The following is a 16,797-nucleotide window of genomic DNA, read 5'->3' on the forward strand; positions in this document are numbered from 1 at the left end:
CGGTGGCCGGCCCCTTCCGTACGGCGTACGTACGGAAGGGGCCGGCCACCGGCGTGTTCAGGCTCCGGCGCGCGCGGCGAGCCGTGCCCGCTGGGGTTCCACGACGTAGCGCGGGTCCTCGGTCGAGGCGACCCCGGCGGCGAAGACGCCGAAGCGGGTGCAGGCGGAACCCGCGAGGAGCGCGAGCCCGCCGAGCGCGGTCCCCGTCCGGCCCAGGCGCGGCCCGGCGAGCGCGGCGGCGGCGCCCGCGACGGTGAGCACGCGGGCGGAGCGCAGCAGGGCGCCCCCGCGTCCCTCGCGCCAGGTCTCGGCGACGGGTTCACCGAGGGCACGCTCCGCGCCCCGGCTCGCGAGGAGGTCCCCCGCGGCGGCGAGCGCCGCGGCGCAGCGCGCGGGACCGTGCTCGCGCGGGGGGCCGAGGACGAGGGCGGCGCCGGATGCGGCGGCGGTCGCCGAAGCGGCGAAGAGGTACGGGAGTTCGCGGTGGACGCCGTGCCAGGCCGGTACGGCCGTGTCGGCGGCGAGCACGGCGGTGTACGTGGCGAGGGCCGACCCGGTGAGCGCGGAGCCGGCCGTCGCCGCGGTGCCGAGGCGCGGCAGACGCCCGGAGACGGCGGTGAGCGCGGCGAGACCGGCGAAGGACCCGTAGCCGCTGAGGAGCCAGGAGCCGACGCTCATCGGCGAAGTGGGCTTGAGGACGCGCAGCATGTTGACGAAGCGGTCGGGCCGGCCGAGGTCGTGCACGAGGGCGGCCGCAGAGAGGCCGACGGCGCCGAGCGAGGAGACCTTCAGCGCGCGTGCCGTCGTGTGCCGCCCGGTGAGGTGGGCCCCGGCGGCGAGCACGGACCCGGCGCCCGCGAGGCCGCCGAGGAAGAAGTACCCGGCGATGTCGCTCGCGGCCCAGGAGGGTTTCTTGAGGATCGGGCGGCCGTAGTACGAGGTGAACTCGGCGCGCGGGACGAGGAGTCGTTCGCCGCGTTTGCCTTTGCTGCGCCGGGGGCGCTCCGGCCCGGTCTCGGCGGGGGCGGTCATCGGCGGGCCTTTCGCAGGGCGCTGAGGGCGGCGGGCAGGAGGTGGGCCGTGGTCATCGTGGTGAGCAGGCCGAGCGCGGCGAGCCCCGCGTGTTTCCACATCGCGGGCAGGTCTCGGGTCGTGACGACCGGGTCGGGCGGGAGTCCGTAGACCTCGGGTTCGTCGAGGAGGAGGAAGAAGGCGCCGTCGCCGCCGACGCCGTCGTCCGGCGCGTGGCCGTAGAGGCGGGCATCGGTGACGCCTGCCTCGTGCAGCTGGTCGACCCGGAGGGCGGCGCGTTCGCGGAGTTCGTCGAGCGGCCCGAACTGGATGGACTCGGTGGGGCACGCCTTGGCGCAGGCGGGTTCCTGTCCGGCGCCGAGCCGGTCGTAGCACATCGTGCACTTGAAGGCGCGGCCGTCGCCCTCGCGCTGCTCGATGACGCCGTAGGGGCAGGCGCTGACGCAGTAGCCGCAGCCGTTGCAGATGTCCTGCTGGACGACGACGGTGCCGAACTCGGTGCGGAAGAGTGAGCCGGTCGGGCAGACGTCGAGGCAGGCGGCGTGCGTGCAGTGCTTGCAGACGTCCGAGGACATGAGCCAGCGCACGCCCTGGTCGGGCAGGCCCTGTCCGGGGTCGGCGAGCGGGAGGCTCGTGCGGTCGCCCGGGCCCGGCGGCTCGGTGACCTCGACGGGGCGGGCCTGTTCGACGAAGGCGACGTGCCGCCAGGCCGAGGCACCGAGGTCCAGGGTGTTGTCGTAGGACATGGCGCTCAGGCTGAGTCCGTCCTCGGGGACGGTGTTCCACTCCTTGCACGCCACTTCGCAGGCCTTGCAGCCGATGCACACGGAGGTGTCGGTGAAGAAACCGACGCGGGCCGGATGTTCCTCGTAGCCCGCGTCGCCCGCCGGATCGGGTTCGGGTCCGGAGAGCAGGCGGTGCGCGGTCGTGTCGGTCATCGGGTCTCCTCGGCGTGCGGGCGCTCGGTCCCCGTGCGCGCCGTGATGCCGGCGCGGCGGCGGTAGTCGGCGACGAGGGCGGGCAGGTCCGGCCCCCGGGGGCGACGACCCGGCCGGATGTCGGCGGTGAGGGCCTTGTCCTCCTGGATGTGCGCGTCGGCGTCGAGGCTGATCGCCATGAGTTCGTTGGCCGCGTCGCCCGTGACGACGCCGTTGGGGCCCCAGTGGAAGGGCATCCCGATCTGGTGGACCGTACGGCCGTGCACGACCAGGGGTCTCATGCGGTCCGTGACGAGGACGCGGGCCTCGATCGCGTTGCGGGCGGTGATGAGGGTCGCCCAGCCGCCGTGCGTGAGACCGCGCTCCCGCGCGAGCTGCGGCGAGAGTTCGCAGAAGAACTCCGGTTGCAGTTCGGCGAGGTACGGGGACCAGCGGCTCATGCCGCCCGCCGTGAAGTGCTCGGTGAGGCGGTGGGTCGTGAGGATGTACGGGTAGACGTCGCTGCCGGGTTCCTCGCCGCTCGGGTGGTAGCGGTTGCCCTCGTGCGAGAAGACCTTGCGGGCGGGGGCGCGCGACGCGGCCCCGTACAGGGGGTTGCGGAACGGCGAGTCCTGGGGCTCGTAGTGCGCGGGCAAGGGCCCGTCGTCGAGTCCGGCGGGGGCGTAGAGCCAGCCCTTGCCGTCGGCCTGCATGATGAACGGATCGTCACCGCGCAGCGCTGCGACGCCCGCGGCGTCGTCGGGCGGTACGTGCCCGGGGGCGAGGCGCGCGGGGAAGTCGGGCACGTCGTCACCGGTCCACTCACCGGCGTCGCCGTCCCACCACACGTACTTCTTGCGCGCGCTCCACGGCGTGCCGTCCGGTGCGGCCGAGGCGCGGTTGTAGAGCATGCGGCGGTTGGCGGGCCAGGCCCAGGCCCACTCCCCCGCCACCGGGCCCTGCTCCGCGGCGGGCGGGCGGCGCGCGGCCTGGTTGACGCCGTCCGCGTAGATCCCGCAGTAGATCCAGCAGCCGCAGGAGGTCGAGCCGTCCTCCTTGAGCTGGGTGTACGCGGAGAGGGGACCGCCGCCGCGTACCTTGCCGTTGATCTCGGCGAGCACCGCTTCGGCGACCGGTTCCTTGAGCGGGCCTTCGACGGGGTAGTCCCACGTGACGTCCTGGACCGCCTTGTCGCGCGGGTCCGTGGAGGCGGCGAGGCGTTCCTTGACGCGGCGGCCGAGGTGGTACATGAACCACAGGTCGCTGCGGGCCTCGCCCTCGGGCTCGACGGCGGCGTGCCGCCACTGCACCCAGCGGTTGGTGTTGGTGAAGGACCCCGACTTCTCGGTGTGCGCGGCGGCGGGGAAGAAGAAGACCTCGGTGGGGATCTGCTCGGTGCGCAGTTCCCCGGTCTCGATCTCGGGCCCGTCCTGCCACCAGGTCGCCGATTCGATGAGGCTGAAGTCGCGGACGACGAGCCAGTCGAGCTTCGCCATGCCGAGGCGTTGCAGGCGGGTGTTGGCGGAGCCCACCGCGGGGTTCTCGCCCATGAGGAAGTAGCCCTTGCAGGTGCCGTCGAGTTGCGCCATGACGGTCTCGTAGGTGTTGTGCGCGCCGGTGAGCCGGGGCAGGTGGCCGAAGCACCAGTCGTTCTCCTCGCTCGCCGCCTCGCCGAACCAGGCGGTGAGGAGGCTGACCATGTAGGCGCGCATGTCGGCCCAGTAGCCCTTGTCGGTGCGGGTCGCGTCGATGAACGTGTCGAGCGTCTGGTGCGCGTGGGCGTGCGGCATGGGCAGGTAGCCGGGGAGGAGGTTGAAGAGTGTCGGGATGTCGCTGGAGCCCTGGATGGAGGCGTGGCCGCGCAGCGCCATGATGCCGCCGCCTGGGCGGCCGATGTTGCCGAGGAGGAGCTGGAGGATGCTGGCGGCACGGATGTACTGGGAGCCGACCGTGTGCTGGGTCCAGCCGACCGCGTAGCAGAAGGCGGTGGTGCGCTCGGGACCCGAGTTGCTCGTGACGGCCTCGCACAGGGCGTCGAAGAGGGCGCGCGGGATGCCGCACGTCTCCTCCACGAGTGCGGGCGTGTAGCGGGCGAAGTGCCGTTTGAGCACCTGGTAGACGCAGCGCGGGTGCTGGAGGGTCTCGTCGCGCGGCGGGACCCCTGGGGACTGCGCGCCGCCGGAGCCGTGCGCCTCGGAGCCCGCGTACTCGCGTGCCCGTTCCTCGTACAGCTCGTCGGGGTCGCCGGTCGGGGCCTGCACGTCGACGCCCTCGTACTGCCAGCTGAGCGGGTCGTAGCGTCCGGTGTCCGGGTCGTAGCCGGAGAAGAGGCCGTCGAGGTCCTCGGTGTCGCGGAAGTCCTCGCCCACGAGGCTCGCGGCGTTGGTGTAGTGGACGACGTACTCGCGGAAGTCTTTCTCCTCGGTGAGCACGTGGTTGATGAGGGCACCGAGGAGCACGATGTCGGTCCCGGCGCGCAGCGGGACATGGGTGTCGGCGAGGGCGCTCGTGCGGCTGAAACGCGGGTCGACGTGGATGACCCTGGCGCCGCGCTTCTTCGCCTCCATGACCCACTGGAAGCCGACGGGGTGGGCCTCGGCGAAGTTGGAGCCCTGGATGATGATGCAGTCGCTGTGCCGCAGGTCCTGGAGGAACGTCGTCGCGCCGCCGCGCCCGAAGGAGGTGCCGAGCCCGGAGACGGTGGAGCTGTGGCACACGCGGGCCTGGTTCTCGACCTGCACGACACCGAGGGCCGTGAGGAACTTCTTGATGAGGTAGTTCTCCTCGTTGTCGAGCGTCGCGCCGCCGAGGCTCGCGATGCCCATCGTGCGCGCGGTGCGCACCCCGTCGCGCTCCCACTCCCAGGTCTCGGCGCGGGTGCGGATCACGCGTTCGGCGACCATGTCCATCGCCGTCTCCAGGTCGAGCCGCTCCCAGTCGGTGCCGTACGGCCTGCGGTAGAGGACCTCGTGGCGGCGTGCCGGGCCCGTCGTCAGCTGGAGCGAGGCGGAGCCCTTGGGGCACAGGCGGCCGCGGCTGACGGGCGACGCGGGGTCGCCCTCGATCTGCACGACCTTCTCGTCCTTGACGTACACCTGCTGGCCGCAGCCGACGGCGCAGTACGGGCACACGGAGCCGACGACGCGGTCCGCGCTCGCGGTACGGGGGCGCAGCCCGTCGGTCACGGGCGAGCGTGCGGCGTGCCCGCGGCCGAGCGGGTCGGTCCCGGTGAGCTGCCGGTAGACCGGCCAGTCGGTGATCCAGGTGCGCAGGCCCATCGCGTACTCCCGTGACGGCGGCTCCGGCCGGGGCCGGACGGTTCCCCTCCCGACGATCCCCGCGAGCGCGGGCTCCGGCGAGCGGGCGGGCCCCGGGCGGGTGGCGGGGCACGGGCCCGGGGCGCCCCGAGCGGGGGGCCGGGTACCCGTCACGGGCGCCGCGCGTCGCGCGCGGGGGGAATTCGTCGCGCGTGCACGGATTCCGGCGGTCGTTAGGCTGACCGGGTGGGGCTCCGGGGCGGGGCCGCCGGGCGGCGCGCGAGGGCCGGAAGGACGGGATGGCGAAGGAAGCGGAGGGTCTGGCGGGGGCGGTCGCCGTGGAGGTGCGGGCGAGCGGGGGGCGGGCGGCGCGGGGCGCGGAGGTACGGGCGTACGCGGCGGACGTGCGGGCCGCCGCGCTGCGTCCGCTCGCGTTCCTGGGCTCGGCGCGGCCGTGGTGGTGTCTGCTCTTCGTGCTCACGGGGCTCGCGCTGCTCGTGACCGCCGTTCCCGGGGTGCCCGCCGCGCGCTTCGAGGCCCGGAGGCTGCGCCTGCTCGGCGGCGCGGTCCCGGCGCGCCCGGCGCGCGTACGGCGCGGGGTCCGCGCGCTCGGCGAGGCCGTGACGTGGCGTTGGTGCGGCTACGCGCTCGCCCTCGGTGTGCTCGACGCGGCGGTGGCACTCGGGCTGCTCACGCTGCTCGGCTTCGCCGTCGTGCTCCTCCTGACGCCGCTCGTCGTGGGCGCGCTCGCCCCCGAGCCGGTGATGATCATCCCGGGGCGGGCGGTGCCCGGCCCCTGGGCCGGGCTGTGGTTCACGGGCGCGGGGCTCGTCTCCCTGGTCCTCCTGGCCTGGCTGTGTGTGCTCCTCGCCGCCGCACGGGCGCGGCTCGCCCGCGCGATGCTCGCCCCGCGCGCGGGCGAGCGGGTCATCGAGCTGACCCGCTCGCGGGCCAGGCTCGCCGACGCCTTCGAGGCAGAGCGCCGCCGCATCGAGCGGGATCTGCACGACGGGGCGCAGCAGCAGCTCGTGGCCCTGACGATGACGCTCGGTCTGGCGCGCATGGAGCTGGGCGACGACGAGGCCCCGGGTGCCGCGCTCGTGGAGCGGGCGCGGGGCGAGGCGCGGCGGGCGCTGGAGCAGTTGCGCGAGCTGGTGCGCGGCATCCATCCGCAGGTGCTCACGGATCACGGCCTCGCGGCCGCCGTCGACGAGGTGGCGCGGCGCGGGCCGCTGCCGGTACAGGTCGATATCGCGCTGCCGCACCGCCTGCCCGCGCGGGTCGAGTCGACGGCGTACTTCACGATCACGGAGACGCTGACGAACGCGGTGCGGCACAGCGGCGGTACGCGGGTCCTGGTGAGCGCCCGGCTGCGGGGCGGGCGGCTCGTGCTGCGGGTGCGGGACGACGGCCGCGGTGGTGCCGATCCGGCCGCGGGCAGCGGGCTGCTCGGGCTCGCGGAGAGACTCGCCGTCCTGGACGGACGTCTTGAGGTGTCGAGCCCGAAGGGCGGGCCGACGGAGGTACGGGTGGAGGTGCCGTGCGAGGAGTAGCGGTGGGGGCGTCGTGCGCGTAGTGCTCGCGGAGGACGCGGTGTTGTTGCGGGCGGGGCTCGTGGAGCTGCTCGAACGGGCCGGGCACGAGGTGGTCGCCGCGGTCGGCGAGGCCGAGACGCTGCGGCAGGCGGTGGAGCGGGAGCGCCCTGACATCGTGGTGACGGATGTGCGGATGCCGCCGGGCTTCAAGGACGAGGGGCTGCGCGCGGCGCTCGCGCTGCGTGCCACGTGCCCGCGGCTGCCGGTTCTCGTCCTGTCGCAGTACGTCGCGTCGGCGTACGCGACGCGGCTCGTCCTGGAGAGCCCGCGGGGCGGTGGCCTCGGCTACCTCCTGAAGGACCGCGTGGGCGAGGTCGCCGAGTTCCTGGACGCGCTGCGGCGGGTGGGGGCCGGTGAGACGGTCATCGACCCGGAGGTGGTCCGGGTCCTGCTCGGCCACCGCGCGGCGGCGCACCCGCTCGGCAGGCTGACCCCGCGCGAACGGGAGGTCCTGGCGCGCATGGCGGAGGGCGGGACGAACCAGTCGATCGCGAAGACCTTGGGCGTGACCGAGGCGGCGGTCGTCAAGCACGCGAGCAACATCTTCATGAAGCTCGGCCTCGACCCGGCCGAGGGCAACCGCAGGGTCCTCGCGGTCCTGGCCCACCTGCGGGCGCAGGCGTGAGGAAAGGCGCCGTCCCGCGGTAGGCGAAACCCCACCACAGGACTCCGCTTACCGCCCGTGACCTGGTCCTTTCCTCCTCCTGGAATGGAGGGATGAGTCTTCGGGAACTTCGGGGGTTTCGGGAACGTGACGGGGTATCGGGCCGCGCGTGGAGCGCGCTGCTCCTCGCGTGCTGCGTCTTCGCGCTGGGTCTGTGCGCGGTGAGCGCGCTGGCCCCGCACCGGGTGTGGGGCGGCTGCGCCGCCGCGGGGTACGCGCTCGCCGCGTGCTGCGCGGGGGCGGGGCGTGGGCGGTGGGCCGTGCGGTGCGCGGTGGGCGGCGCGCTCGTGGTGCCAGGGGTGTACCTGCTCGTGCGCGGGGCGGGGCAGAGCGAGGTGTTCGTCCTGGAACGGGCCGCGCACCACCTCGTCCATGCGGGCACCCCGTACGAGAGCGCGCCGGAGGGGGTGACGGAATACACCCCGTACCTCCCCGGGGCCGCGCTCCTCGGTCTCCCCTCGCTCGTGCTGCCCGGGCCGCTGGGGGACGCGCGGGTGTGGTGCGCGGTGGTGTTCCTCGGCTGTCTGGGGGCGGCGCGCCCCCCGGAAGGTGCGCGGGGGTACGGGCGTGGTCTCGCCCTGTTGTGCGCGGCGCCGCCCTTCGCGCTCCCCTGTGTGGTGAGCGGCGTCGACCTGCCGGTGGCGGGGGTGTGCGTCCTGGGGCTCGCGCTCGCGGGGCGGGGACGGGCGGGCCGGGCGGGAGTGGTGCTCGGCCTCGGGTGCGCGGTGAAGTGGACGGTGTGCCCTGCGCTCGCCGTCGCGGCCGCGCTGCTCGTGGGGCGCGCCCGTACCCGTAGGGCCCGGCCCCGTACCGCCGCGCCCGCCCTCGCCGCCCTCGCGCTCGGTGCCTGCGTGGCCCTCGCCGTCCTCGTCCTGCCGTGGGTCCTCGTGAGTCCGGGGGTGCTCGTGGAGCAGGTCTTCGCCTTCCCCTCGGGCCACGGGCGGCTCGCGACCCCGGCGGCGAGCCCGCTGCCCGGTCAGCTCCTCGCGGGGCTCGGTCCCGCCGGGTGGTGGTGCGCCCTGGTCGCGCTGCTGCTCGCGGCGTGCGGGGTGGGGTGGTGGCTGGTGCGCAGGCCGCCGCGTACGGCGGGCGCGGCCGCGGTACGGCTCGCGGTGGGGCTGTCGGCCGCCTTCGCGTGCGCGCCCGCCTCGCGGTTCGGCTACTTCGTCGTGCCCTTCGCGCTGTCCTGCTGGGCACCGCTCGTGTCCGGGCGTCCTACGCAGAGCGGGACGGTACGGGACGGGACGGACGTATCACGAGGTGGGAGGGACCTTGCTGGGCCCACCGGTCACAGGACGGGAACGGCGACCCCATAGAGTGCCCGTCATGACGGAGGGGATACGCACCGCCCCCGGCGGTGTGCAGGCTCGGGGGCGGCACAAGAAAAAGAGCGGACTCGCACGCTCCTCGCTGCTCATGGCGGCCGGCACGATGGCCTCGCGGGCGACGGGACTGATCCGGCAGGTGCTCCAGGGGGTCGCACTCGGCACCGGGTTGCTCGCGAGCACGTACAACACGGCGAACACGGTTCCCACGAGCCTGTACACGCTGCTCATCGGCGGGGCGCTCAACGCGGTGCTCGTGCCGCAGCTCGTCCGTGCCAGGATGCGCGACTCCGACGGTGGTCTCGCCTACGAGCAGCGGCTCGTCACGCTCGTCCTGGTGGTGCTCGGCATCGGCTCGCTCGCGGCCGTGCTCGCCGCACCGCAGATCGTCAGCGTGTACCTGCCCGACACCCCTGACCAGCACGAGGCGTACCAGCTGACGGTGACGTTCGCGCGGTACCTGCTGCCGCAGATCTTCTTCTACGGGCTGTACGCGATCTACGGGCAGGTGCTCAACGCGCGCGAACGCTTCGGCGCGATGATGTGGACCCCCGTCCTCAACAACTTCGTCCTCATCGCGATGTTCGGCGGCTACCTGACACTGCTCACGGTCCCTTCGGACGTCGCGGGCGTGACGGCGCTGCACGTGCGCTGGCTCGGGATCGGCACGACGGGCGCGCTCGCGCTCCAGGCGCTCGCGCTCATCCCCTTCGCGCGCGCCGCCGGTTTCCGTTTCCGCCCGCGCTTCGACTGGCGCGGTACGGGGCTCGGTCCCTCGCTCGCCGCGGCGCGCTGGACGCTGCTGTTCGTGCTCGCGAACCTGACGGCGATGACGGTCGTGACGCACTACGCGAACCTCGTCGACACGCAGGCGCCGGACGCGGGCGCGGGGTACTCGGCGTACTCGTACGCGCAGACGATCTGGATTCTGCCGCAGTCACTCGTGACGGTGTCCGTGGTGACGGCGCTGCTGCCGCGGCTGAGCCGCGCGGCCGCCGCGGGTGAGCTGCGGCAGCTGCGCGGGGACCTCGCGCGGGCGCTGCGCATGACGAACGCCTTCATCGTGCCCGCCGCCTTCCTCTTCGCGGCGCTGGGCCCGGAGATCGCGGTCCTGCTCTTCCAGCACGGCGCGGTGAAGACGACGGTGCCGCTCGGCCAGATGCTCCAGGTGCTCGGGCCCGGGCTCATCCCGTTCTCGATGCAGTTCGTGCTCCTGCGCGGCTTCTACGCCTTCGAGGACACGCGGACGCCGTTCTTCATGGCCGCGCTCATCGCCGCGGTGAACATCGTGCTCGCCTACGCGTGCCACCTGCTGCTCCCGACGAAGTCGGCGGTCGTCGGGATGGCGGCGGCGTACGGCGTGAGCTACCTCGTGGGGCTCGTGGTCACGACGAAGCTGCTGCGCAAGAAGACCCGCAGACGGCTCGGCGGGAAGCTCGTCTCGGCACACCTGCGGCTCTTCGTCGCCTCGGGCGCCGCCGCGGTCGCCGCCGCCGTCGTCGTACGGGTCGCCGAGCGGCCCGGCACGATGGGCCTCGCGCTCGCCCTGGTGGCGGCGCTGCTCGTGGCCGGGATCGTGTACCTGCTCCTCGCGCGGGTCCTGGGCATCCGCGAGCTGGACCGCTTCACGCGCAGGAAGGCCGCCTAGGACGGCAGTTCGGCGCGTGGCTTAGGCTCGCGCGCATGACTGCTGACGCCGCGCCCGCTCCCGTACTCCCCCGCTACCAGGACGTCGTGGCCGCCGCAGCCCGGATCTCGGGTGTCGCGCACCGCACCCCTGTGCTGCGCTCGCGGCTGCTCGACGCGCGCACGGGTGCGGAGGTGCACTTCAAGTGCGAGAACTTCCAGCGCATGGGTGCCTTCAAGTTCCGCGGCGCCTACCACGCGATGTCCCGGCTCGACGCGGAGCAGCGGGCCGCGGGCGTCGTCGCGTACTCCTCGGGCAATCACGCGCAGGCGGTCGCCCTGGCGGCGCGGCTGCTCGGCATCGAGGCGACGATCGTGATGCCCGAGGACGCCCCCGAAAGCAAGCTCGCGGCGACCCGCGGCTACGGCGGCAAGGTGGTGCTCTACGACAGGTACGCGGGCGACCCGGCGCCGATCGCCGCGGATCTCGCGGCACGTCACGGGCTCACGTTCGTGCCGCCGTTCGACCACCCCGACATCATCGCGGGCGCGGGTACGGCGGCCCTGGAGCTGTTCGCCGAGACGGGGCCGCTCGACGCGCTGTTCGTGCCGCTCGGCGGGGGCGGGCTGCTCGCGGGAACGGGGCTCGTGGCGCGCGAGGTGGCCCCGGAGTGCGCGCTGTTCGGCGTGGAGCCGGAGGCCGGGGACGACGGCAGGCAGTCCCTCGCGCGCGGCGAGATCGTGACGATCGACCCGCCGCGCACGCTCGCTGACGGCGCCCAGACCCTCGCGCTCGGCGCGCTCACGTTCCCGCTCGTCAAGGAGGCCGTCACGGACATCCTCACGGCCCCCGACGAGGCGCTCGCACCCTGCATGCGGGATCTGGCCACGTACCTCAAGCTCGTCGTCGAACCGACGGGCGTGCTGGGGCTGGCCGCGCTGTACGCGGACGCCGAGCGGTGGCGGGGGAAGCGCGTCGGGGTCATGGTGAGCGGCGGGAACGTGGACCTGGAGCGGTACGCCGGTCTGCTCGCCGGGACGCGTACGTCGTAGCCTCGGGGGCGCGGCCGTGCCACCGGGCACGCGCGCTTCCGAGGAAAGGCCAGGAATGACGACGCAGGTGCAGACGCCGGGGGACACCGGTGACGACGGGGCGACAGCGGGCCTCCCGACGTTCGCCGACTTCGCGCTCGACCCGGAGGTGCGGCACCTCAACCACGGTTCCTTCGGTACCGTGCCGCGCCCCGTGCTCGCCCGTCTCGCCGTGCTGCGCGCCGAGATGGAGAGCAATCCGGACGCGTGGTGGCGGACGCTGACCGAACGGATCGCGGCCGCGCGCGCCGAGGTGGCCGGCTTCCTGCGTACGGCGCCCGACTCGCTCGCCTTCGTGCCGAACGCGAGCGCGGGCGCGAGCACGGTCCTTGCCTCGCTGCGCTTCCCGCGCGGCGCGCGCATCCTCATGACGGACCACACCTACGGCGCGGTCGCGATGGGCGTGCGCCGCATAGCCGCGCTGCACGGCGCCGTCGTGGACACGCTGCACGTGCCGCTCGACGCGTCCGCCGAGCACATCAGGTCGCTCTTCGCGGGGAAGCTCGCCTCGGGTGCCCCGGTGGCGCTCGTCGTCGTGGACCAGATCACCTCACCGACCGCCCGGCTCCTCCCGCTCCCCGGGATCGTCGCCGAGGCGCACGCGGCGGGGGCACGCGTCCTGGTCGACGGGGCACACGCCCCGGGGCTGCTCGCCGACCCGCTGCGGCACGCCTCCGGGGCCGATTACTGGACGGGCAACCTGCACAAGTGGGTGTGCGGGCCGCGCGGCACCGCCGTGCTCGTGGCCCGTGCGGCGGTGGCGCAGGAGCTGGTGCCGCTCGTGAACTCGTGGGGTGCCCCCTACCCGTTCCCGCGCAGCTTCGACGAGCAGGGCACGCAGGACGTGACCGGCTGGCTCGCGGTGCCGGACTCGCTCGCGTTCTTCGCCGGGCGCGGGGGCTGGGACGCGGCGCGCGAGGCGATGAACCGCACGGTCACGGCGGCGCAGGCGCTCCTCGCCGAAGCGCTGCACGCCGACCTCTCGGGCGTCCGTGCGAACGAGGCGCCCGCGATGCGCCTGGTGCCCCTCTCGCCCGTGCACGCGACCGACCCCGACCGCGCGGCGGCGCTCCAGCGCCGCGTCGCCGAGGAACTGCGCTGCGAGGTGTCGATCACGTCGTGGGACGGGCGCGGTTTCCTGCGGCTGTCGGCGCACGTCTACAACCGTCCCGAGGAGTACGCGTACCTCGCGGAGCGGCTGCCCGCGCTGCTCGCCTCCGCGGAGCGCGAGGCGGGCTGAAGGGGGCTGGGCGGCTCGGGCGTTGAGCGGCTTGAGGGCCGAGGCGCCGGGGGGGGTGGAACCGCGTCGGGGCGCGGGCGGTCTCGGCTCACCGCTCCCGCCGGGGCGGGTACCCGGGCGCCCGTCCCACTTCCTTGCGCCGCCCGCCCCCGTCGACCCGCGCCGCCCGCCCGGCGACGTGCCGTACGGCCGCGCTCGTCTCGCCGGCCCGCAGGGAGCGCAGGGCGAGGAGGAGGACGCCGATGTCGTCGAGGTAGACGGGGTCGGGGACGAGGTCGGTGGGGAGGACGAGGTAGAGCAGGGCGCCCCAGAAGACCCAGCGCTTGCCCGCGGGCAGCCCGGCGGCGCGCAGCGTCCTGCGGGTGCGCACGAGGCGCACCGCGAGGACGAGGGCGAAGGCGAGCACGGCGGCGGCGACCACGCCGAGCACGATCAGCAGGTCCCGTGTGTCGTCACTCATGCGAGGCTCCCTGCCCGCCGCGCGGGGACCCGCGCCCCCGCTCCTGAAGGCCGTGTACCCGCGGGAGGGGGGGTGAGCGCACGCCGTTCGGGGGGTATGGAGCGGGGAGCGCCGCCGCTCAGGCGGCCGTCGCCGTGACCGTCCACGCCGGGAGGCACGCGTTGCCCTCCGTACGCGCGCACGCGGCCAGGACGTCGGCCTCGCTCTCGGCCAGGTCGAGCGCGTGGGGCGGCAGATCGCCCTGGGCGCGGGCCGCTTCGAGCCAGTACCCGGCCGCGTCGATCTCCCAGTCGGCGTCGTGGAGTCCGTCGGTGGCGACGGGGACGGCGGGGCCCGCGTGCCAGCCCGTCCCGGCGAGGAGGCGCAGGAGCTGGGGGCGTGAGAACGGGGTGCGGATGTTGCCGTCGCCGCGCAGTCCGGCGGCCACCAGGTGGGCCTGGAGGCGGACGGCGATGAGGTGGGCGAGTTGTCCGGGGGCGGCAGGTTCGGGGTCCCACTCGGCGAGGTGCAGGACGGGCGCCCAGGCCCTGGCGCGCTCCAGGAGGTGCCGCAGGGTCGCCGCGTCCGCCATGTACCAGGAGCAGTGCGCGAGGACGACGGCGTCGAAGCCGGGCTCGGGCGGGGCGGTCGCGAGGTCGAAGCCGAGGCGCGTGCGGATGCGGTCGCCGAGCGGCCCGGCGGCGAGGTGGCGCAGCGAGTCGCCGAGGGTGACGGGCGCTCCGTAGTCGGCGGGGCCCGGGTCGGTGGCGAGGACGTGCCCGGTGGGGCCGACGAGCGCGGCGAGGACGGCGGTGGTGTCGCCCTGCCCGCAGCCGATCTCGACGATCCTGGCGCCGGGGCGCGGCTTCCAGTGCGCGGCGAGCGCGTGGCGGTGCGCGGTCTGCGCGAGCTGGGCCGCGGGCGAGTGGGCGTGACCCGCCATCAGGGTGGCGAGCGCCTCGGGCGTCATGGGGCGCGGTCCTTCCTGCGGCGGGCCTGTGTCGCTGGAGGATACCGGGGGCGCCCGGCGGGACGGACGGGGCGGTGCGGGCTCAGCGGGGCAGGTCGATGACCGCGCCGACGGACTTGCCGCCGGGCGTGCGCGCGAGGCGGATCTCGCGGCTGAGCGCGCGGACGATCTCCAGTCCGTGGCCGCCGACGCGGGCCGGGTCGGGCGCGGGGAAGCTCGGTGCCTCGGGGCTCGTGTCGTGGACGGTGACGACGACGTGCGTGGCGTCGCCGGTCAGCTCCAGGGCGTGGAAGCCGCCTGCGTGGCGTTCGGCGTTGGTGGCGAGTTCGCTGACGACGAGGTGCAGGTCACCTGTCGTGCGTTCGGGGACGTGCGCGCACCACTCGGCGCTGAGGCGGTGGAGAAAGCGCGTGGTGACGGCGCGCGCGGCGGCGACACTGCCGGGCGTGCCGTCGAAGTGCGCGGTGTGGTGCAGCGGCCGGGCGGGCGCCGCGTGTCCCGCCGCCGCGGCCCCGTGCGCGGCGCGGACGCATCCCACCGCGGGGTAAAGCGCCGTCGTCGTGTGCTCGTTCATGGTCTCCAGCCCCCCGTGCGCGTGTTCCGCCGGGACGCGGTGCTGTGCCCGGCTTTCGCCGGATACCCCGGCCCGCGGGCCGCACACGTGACAGCGCGTGTGAGGGGGGTCACAGGGTGGGGCGTGGATAGGCTCGTCGGCGGCCGGTGACGGATGTGCGTACGGAACCGGTGCCGGGCGTTCGCCGCGGCACCGGCGGTGTGCGCGGAAGGAAGGTGGGCGGATGCAGGCGCTGGCGATGTCGCTCTTCGATCCGGCGGCCGGGCAGGGGGCCCGTCAGTTCGCGGAGATCGGGCTCGCGCTGCTGCTCTCGACGCTCATCGGCGCCGAGCGGGCGGTTCAGCAGAAGAGCGCGGGACTGCGCACCCACACGCTGGTGGGGGTGGGCAGCGCGCTGTTCATGGAGGTCTCGCAGCACGGTTTCAACGCGGTTCTCGGCCTCGACAACGTGTCGTTCGACCCCTCGCGGGTCGCGGCGCAGATCATCTCGGGGATCGGTTTCATCGGCGGTGGCCTGATCTTCGTACGACGTGACGCGGTACGGGGCCTGACGACGGCGGCGACCGTGTGGCTGACGTGTGCGATCGGGATGGCCTGCGGGGGCGGGCTGCCGCTGCTCGGCATCGCGGCGACGCTCGTGCACTTCCTCGTCGTGCGGGGCTACCCGTGGCTCACGCGGTGGCTGCCCGCACTCTCCTCGGTGGAGCAGGCGGGCCTGACGCTGAGCTACCGCTCGGGCGGCGGGGTCCTCTCCCGGGTGCTCAAGGAGTGCACGGACATGGGTTTCCGGGTCGTGCAGGTGAACGTCGAGCGACCGGCGCGGCCCTCCAGGAAGAAGGACCCGCTGGAAGAGGAGGAGGAACTGGAGACGGGGGCCCGGGCGGTGTGGCTGGAGGTCGAGGGCTCGGGGAGCGTGTACGCGCTCGTCGCCTCGCTCTCCGAGTTCGACGGGGTGCTCGACGTCACCTCGGACCGGGCCGACGCGGGCGAGTGAGCGGCGGTACGGGTACGGGGCGGCGCCCCGTACCCGTACCGGAGGCCCGTGGCCGTGCCGGGGCCCGTGCCCGTACCGGCCCGCGCGCCCCCGCGGGGCTCACCGCCTCCGCAGCGCGGGGAGCAGCCGCTCGCGCGCCCAGCGCAGGAAGGGCTCCTGGTGGGCGCCGCCGACCTGGATGAGGGCGATCTCGTCGAAGCCCGCGTCGGCGTAGGCGCGTACCGCTTCGGCGAAGGCGTCGACGTCGTCGCCGCAGGGGATCGCGGCAGCGACGTCCTCGCGCGTGACGGCGCTCGTGGCCCCGGCGAAGGAGACCGGGCCGGGGAGTTCGGCGTTGACCGGCCAGGGGCCCAGTGACCAGCGGAATTGCTCGTGGGCGCGGGTGAGCGCGGCCTCGCGGTCGGGGTCGTAGGAGACGGGGAGCTGGCCGACGCGGGGTTTGCCCGTGCCGCCGAAGCGGTCGAAGTCCGCGAGGAGCTGGGCCTTGGGCTCGGTGGCGATGACGAGGTCGGCGAGGCGGCCGGCGAGGGCGCAGGAGCGGGGTCCCGATACGGCGACGCCGATCGGCGGGGCGGTCTCGGGCAGGTCCCAGAGCTTGGCGTCCTGGACGGTGAAGTGCTTGCCGTCGTGGTGCACGGTCTCGCCGTCGAGCAGGGCGCGGATGATGCCGACGGCCTCCTCCAGCATCTCGATACGGACCGGCGCCGCCGGCCAGCCGCGCCCGACGACGTGCTCGTTGAGGTTCTCGCCCGAGCCGAGGCCGAGCCGGAAGCGGCCCTGGGAGAGCAGCTGCACGGTCGCTGCCTTCTGGGCGACGACGACGGGGTGGTAGCGCACGGTCGGGCAGGTCACGTACGTCATGAGCGGGAGCCGCTCGGTGGCCTGCGCGACAGCGCCGAGGACACTCCACGCGTAGGGCGCGTGGCCCTGTTCCCGTAGCCAGGGGAAGTAGTGGTCGGACATGACGGAGAAGTCGAAACCGGCCTCCTCGGCACCGACCGCGTGCGCCACCAGCTCGCGGGGGCCTGCCTGTTCGGTCATGAGCGTGTATCCGATGCGGGGCATGGCTCTC

Annotated in this window: 14 protein-coding genes; 7 read left to right on the forward strand and 7 right to left on the reverse strand. The window is 74.4% G+C overall.

What is annotated here, in order from left to right; genetic code table 11:
* Positions 1-57: 57 nt before the first annotated feature.
* Genes nrfD through fdh form a run of 3 tightly spaced genes read right to left on the reverse strand, consistent with a single transcriptional unit; the run spans position 58 to position 5,227 of the window.
* A complete protein-coding gene (gene nrfD, locus ACQYWQ_RS00685) occupies positions 58-1,032 on the reverse strand; it encodes an NrfD/PsrC family molybdoenzyme membrane anchor subunit (protein WP_431031875.1) in 975 nt (324 codons plus the stop codon).
* On the reverse strand, positions 1,029-1,970 hold the full coding sequence (locus ACQYWQ_RS00690) for a 4Fe-4S dicluster domain-containing protein (protein ID WP_431031876.1): 942 nt from the start codon (positions 1,968-1,970) through the stop codon (positions 1,029-1,031). Before ACQYWQ_RS00690 ends, nrfD begins: the two co-directional genes overlap by 4 nt.
* The gene (fdh, locus tag ACQYWQ_RS00695; RefSeq protein ID WP_431031877.1) at positions 1,967-5,227 is read right to left on the reverse strand and encodes a formate dehydrogenase; all 3,261 of its coding nucleotides are present in this window, start codon (positions 5,225-5,227) and stop codon (positions 1,967-1,969) included. The genes ACQYWQ_RS00690 and fdh overlap by 4 nt, the downstream gene beginning before the upstream one ends.
* Before the next feature lie 278 nt (positions 5,228-5,505).
* Between fdh and ACQYWQ_RS00700 the strand changes: the two genes are divergently transcribed.
* From ACQYWQ_RS00700 to ACQYWQ_RS00725, 6 genes are all read left to right on the forward strand, one after another.
* Entirely contained in the window at positions 5,506-6,759 is a 1,254-nt protein-coding gene (locus ACQYWQ_RS00700) for a sensor histidine kinase (protein ID WP_431031878.1), read from the forward strand.
* A 22-nt stretch (positions 6,760-6,781) separates the two neighbouring features.
* Positions 6,782-7,426 (forward strand): response regulator transcription factor, encoded by a 645-nt coding sequence (locus ACQYWQ_RS00705; protein ID WP_431039024.1) that lies wholly within the window; start codon positions 6,782-6,784, stop codon positions 7,424-7,426.
* 92 nt (positions 7,427-7,518) lie between these two features.
* Positions 7,519-8,781: a glycosyltransferase 87 family protein gene (locus ACQYWQ_RS00710; RefSeq protein WP_431031879.1), complete on the forward strand. Its 1,263-nt coding sequence runs from the start codon at positions 7,519-7,521 to the stop codon at positions 8,779-8,781.
* A 10-nt stretch (positions 8,782-8,791) separates the two neighbouring features.
* Positions 8,792-10,438, forward strand: a complete 1,647-nt coding sequence (murJ, locus tag ACQYWQ_RS00715) for a murein biosynthesis integral membrane protein MurJ (RefSeq protein ID WP_431031880.1) — start codon at positions 8,792-8,794, stop codon at positions 10,436-10,438.
* A 35-nt stretch (positions 10,439-10,473) separates the two neighbouring features.
* Complete coding sequence (locus ACQYWQ_RS00720) at positions 10,474-11,469, forward strand: threo-3-hydroxy-L-aspartate ammonia-lyase (RefSeq protein WP_431031881.1); 996 nt, start codon at positions 10,474-10,476, stop codon at positions 11,467-11,469.
* Positions 11,470-11,524: 55 nt separating this feature from the next.
* Positions 11,525-12,748, forward strand: coding sequence for an aminotransferase class V-fold PLP-dependent enzyme (locus ACQYWQ_RS00725; RefSeq protein WP_431031882.1), 1,224 nt, complete (start codon positions 11,525-11,527; stop codon positions 12,746-12,748).
* Positions 12,749-12,836: 88 nt separating this feature from the next.
* Here ACQYWQ_RS00725 and ACQYWQ_RS00730 read toward each other — a convergent pair whose 3' ends face one another.
* The 3 genes from ACQYWQ_RS00730 to ACQYWQ_RS00740 form a co-directional block, all read right to left on the reverse strand.
* Positions 12,837-13,208: a YkvA family protein gene (locus ACQYWQ_RS00730; RefSeq protein ID WP_431031883.1), complete on the reverse strand. Its 372-nt coding sequence runs from the start codon at positions 13,206-13,208 to the stop codon at positions 12,837-12,839.
* 118 nt (positions 13,209-13,326) lie between these two features.
* A complete protein-coding gene (locus tag ACQYWQ_RS00735) occupies positions 13,327-14,157 on the reverse strand; it encodes an SAM-dependent methyltransferase (RefSeq protein ID WP_431031884.1) in 831 nt (276 codons plus the stop codon).
* 82 nt (positions 14,158-14,239) lie between these two features.
* On the reverse strand, positions 14,240-14,731 hold the full coding sequence (locus ACQYWQ_RS00740) for an ATP-binding protein (RefSeq protein WP_431031885.1): 492 nt from the start codon (positions 14,729-14,731) through the stop codon (positions 14,240-14,242).
* Between the two features lie 223 nt (positions 14,732-14,954).
* Between ACQYWQ_RS00740 and ACQYWQ_RS00745 the strand changes: the two genes are divergently transcribed.
* The gene (locus ACQYWQ_RS00745) at positions 14,955-15,725 is read left to right on the forward strand and encodes an MgtC/SapB family protein (protein ID WP_431031886.1); all 771 of its coding nucleotides are present in this window, start codon (positions 14,955-14,957) and stop codon (positions 15,723-15,725) included.
* A gap of 99 nt (positions 15,726-15,824) precedes the next feature.
* On the opposite strand, the gene ACQYWQ_RS00750 is transcribed toward ACQYWQ_RS00745, so the two are convergent.
* Positions 15,825-16,790, reverse strand: coding sequence for an LLM class F420-dependent oxidoreductase (locus tag ACQYWQ_RS00750; RefSeq protein WP_431031887.1), 966 nt, complete (start codon positions 16,788-16,790; stop codon positions 15,825-15,827).
* Positions 16,791-16,797 lie beyond the last annotated feature (7 nt).

The sequence above is a fragment of the Streptomyces sp. P6-2-1 genome (genome assembly GCF_050613165.1).
Lineage (GTDB): Bacteria > Actinomycetota > Actinomycetes > Streptomycetales > Streptomycetaceae > Streptomyces.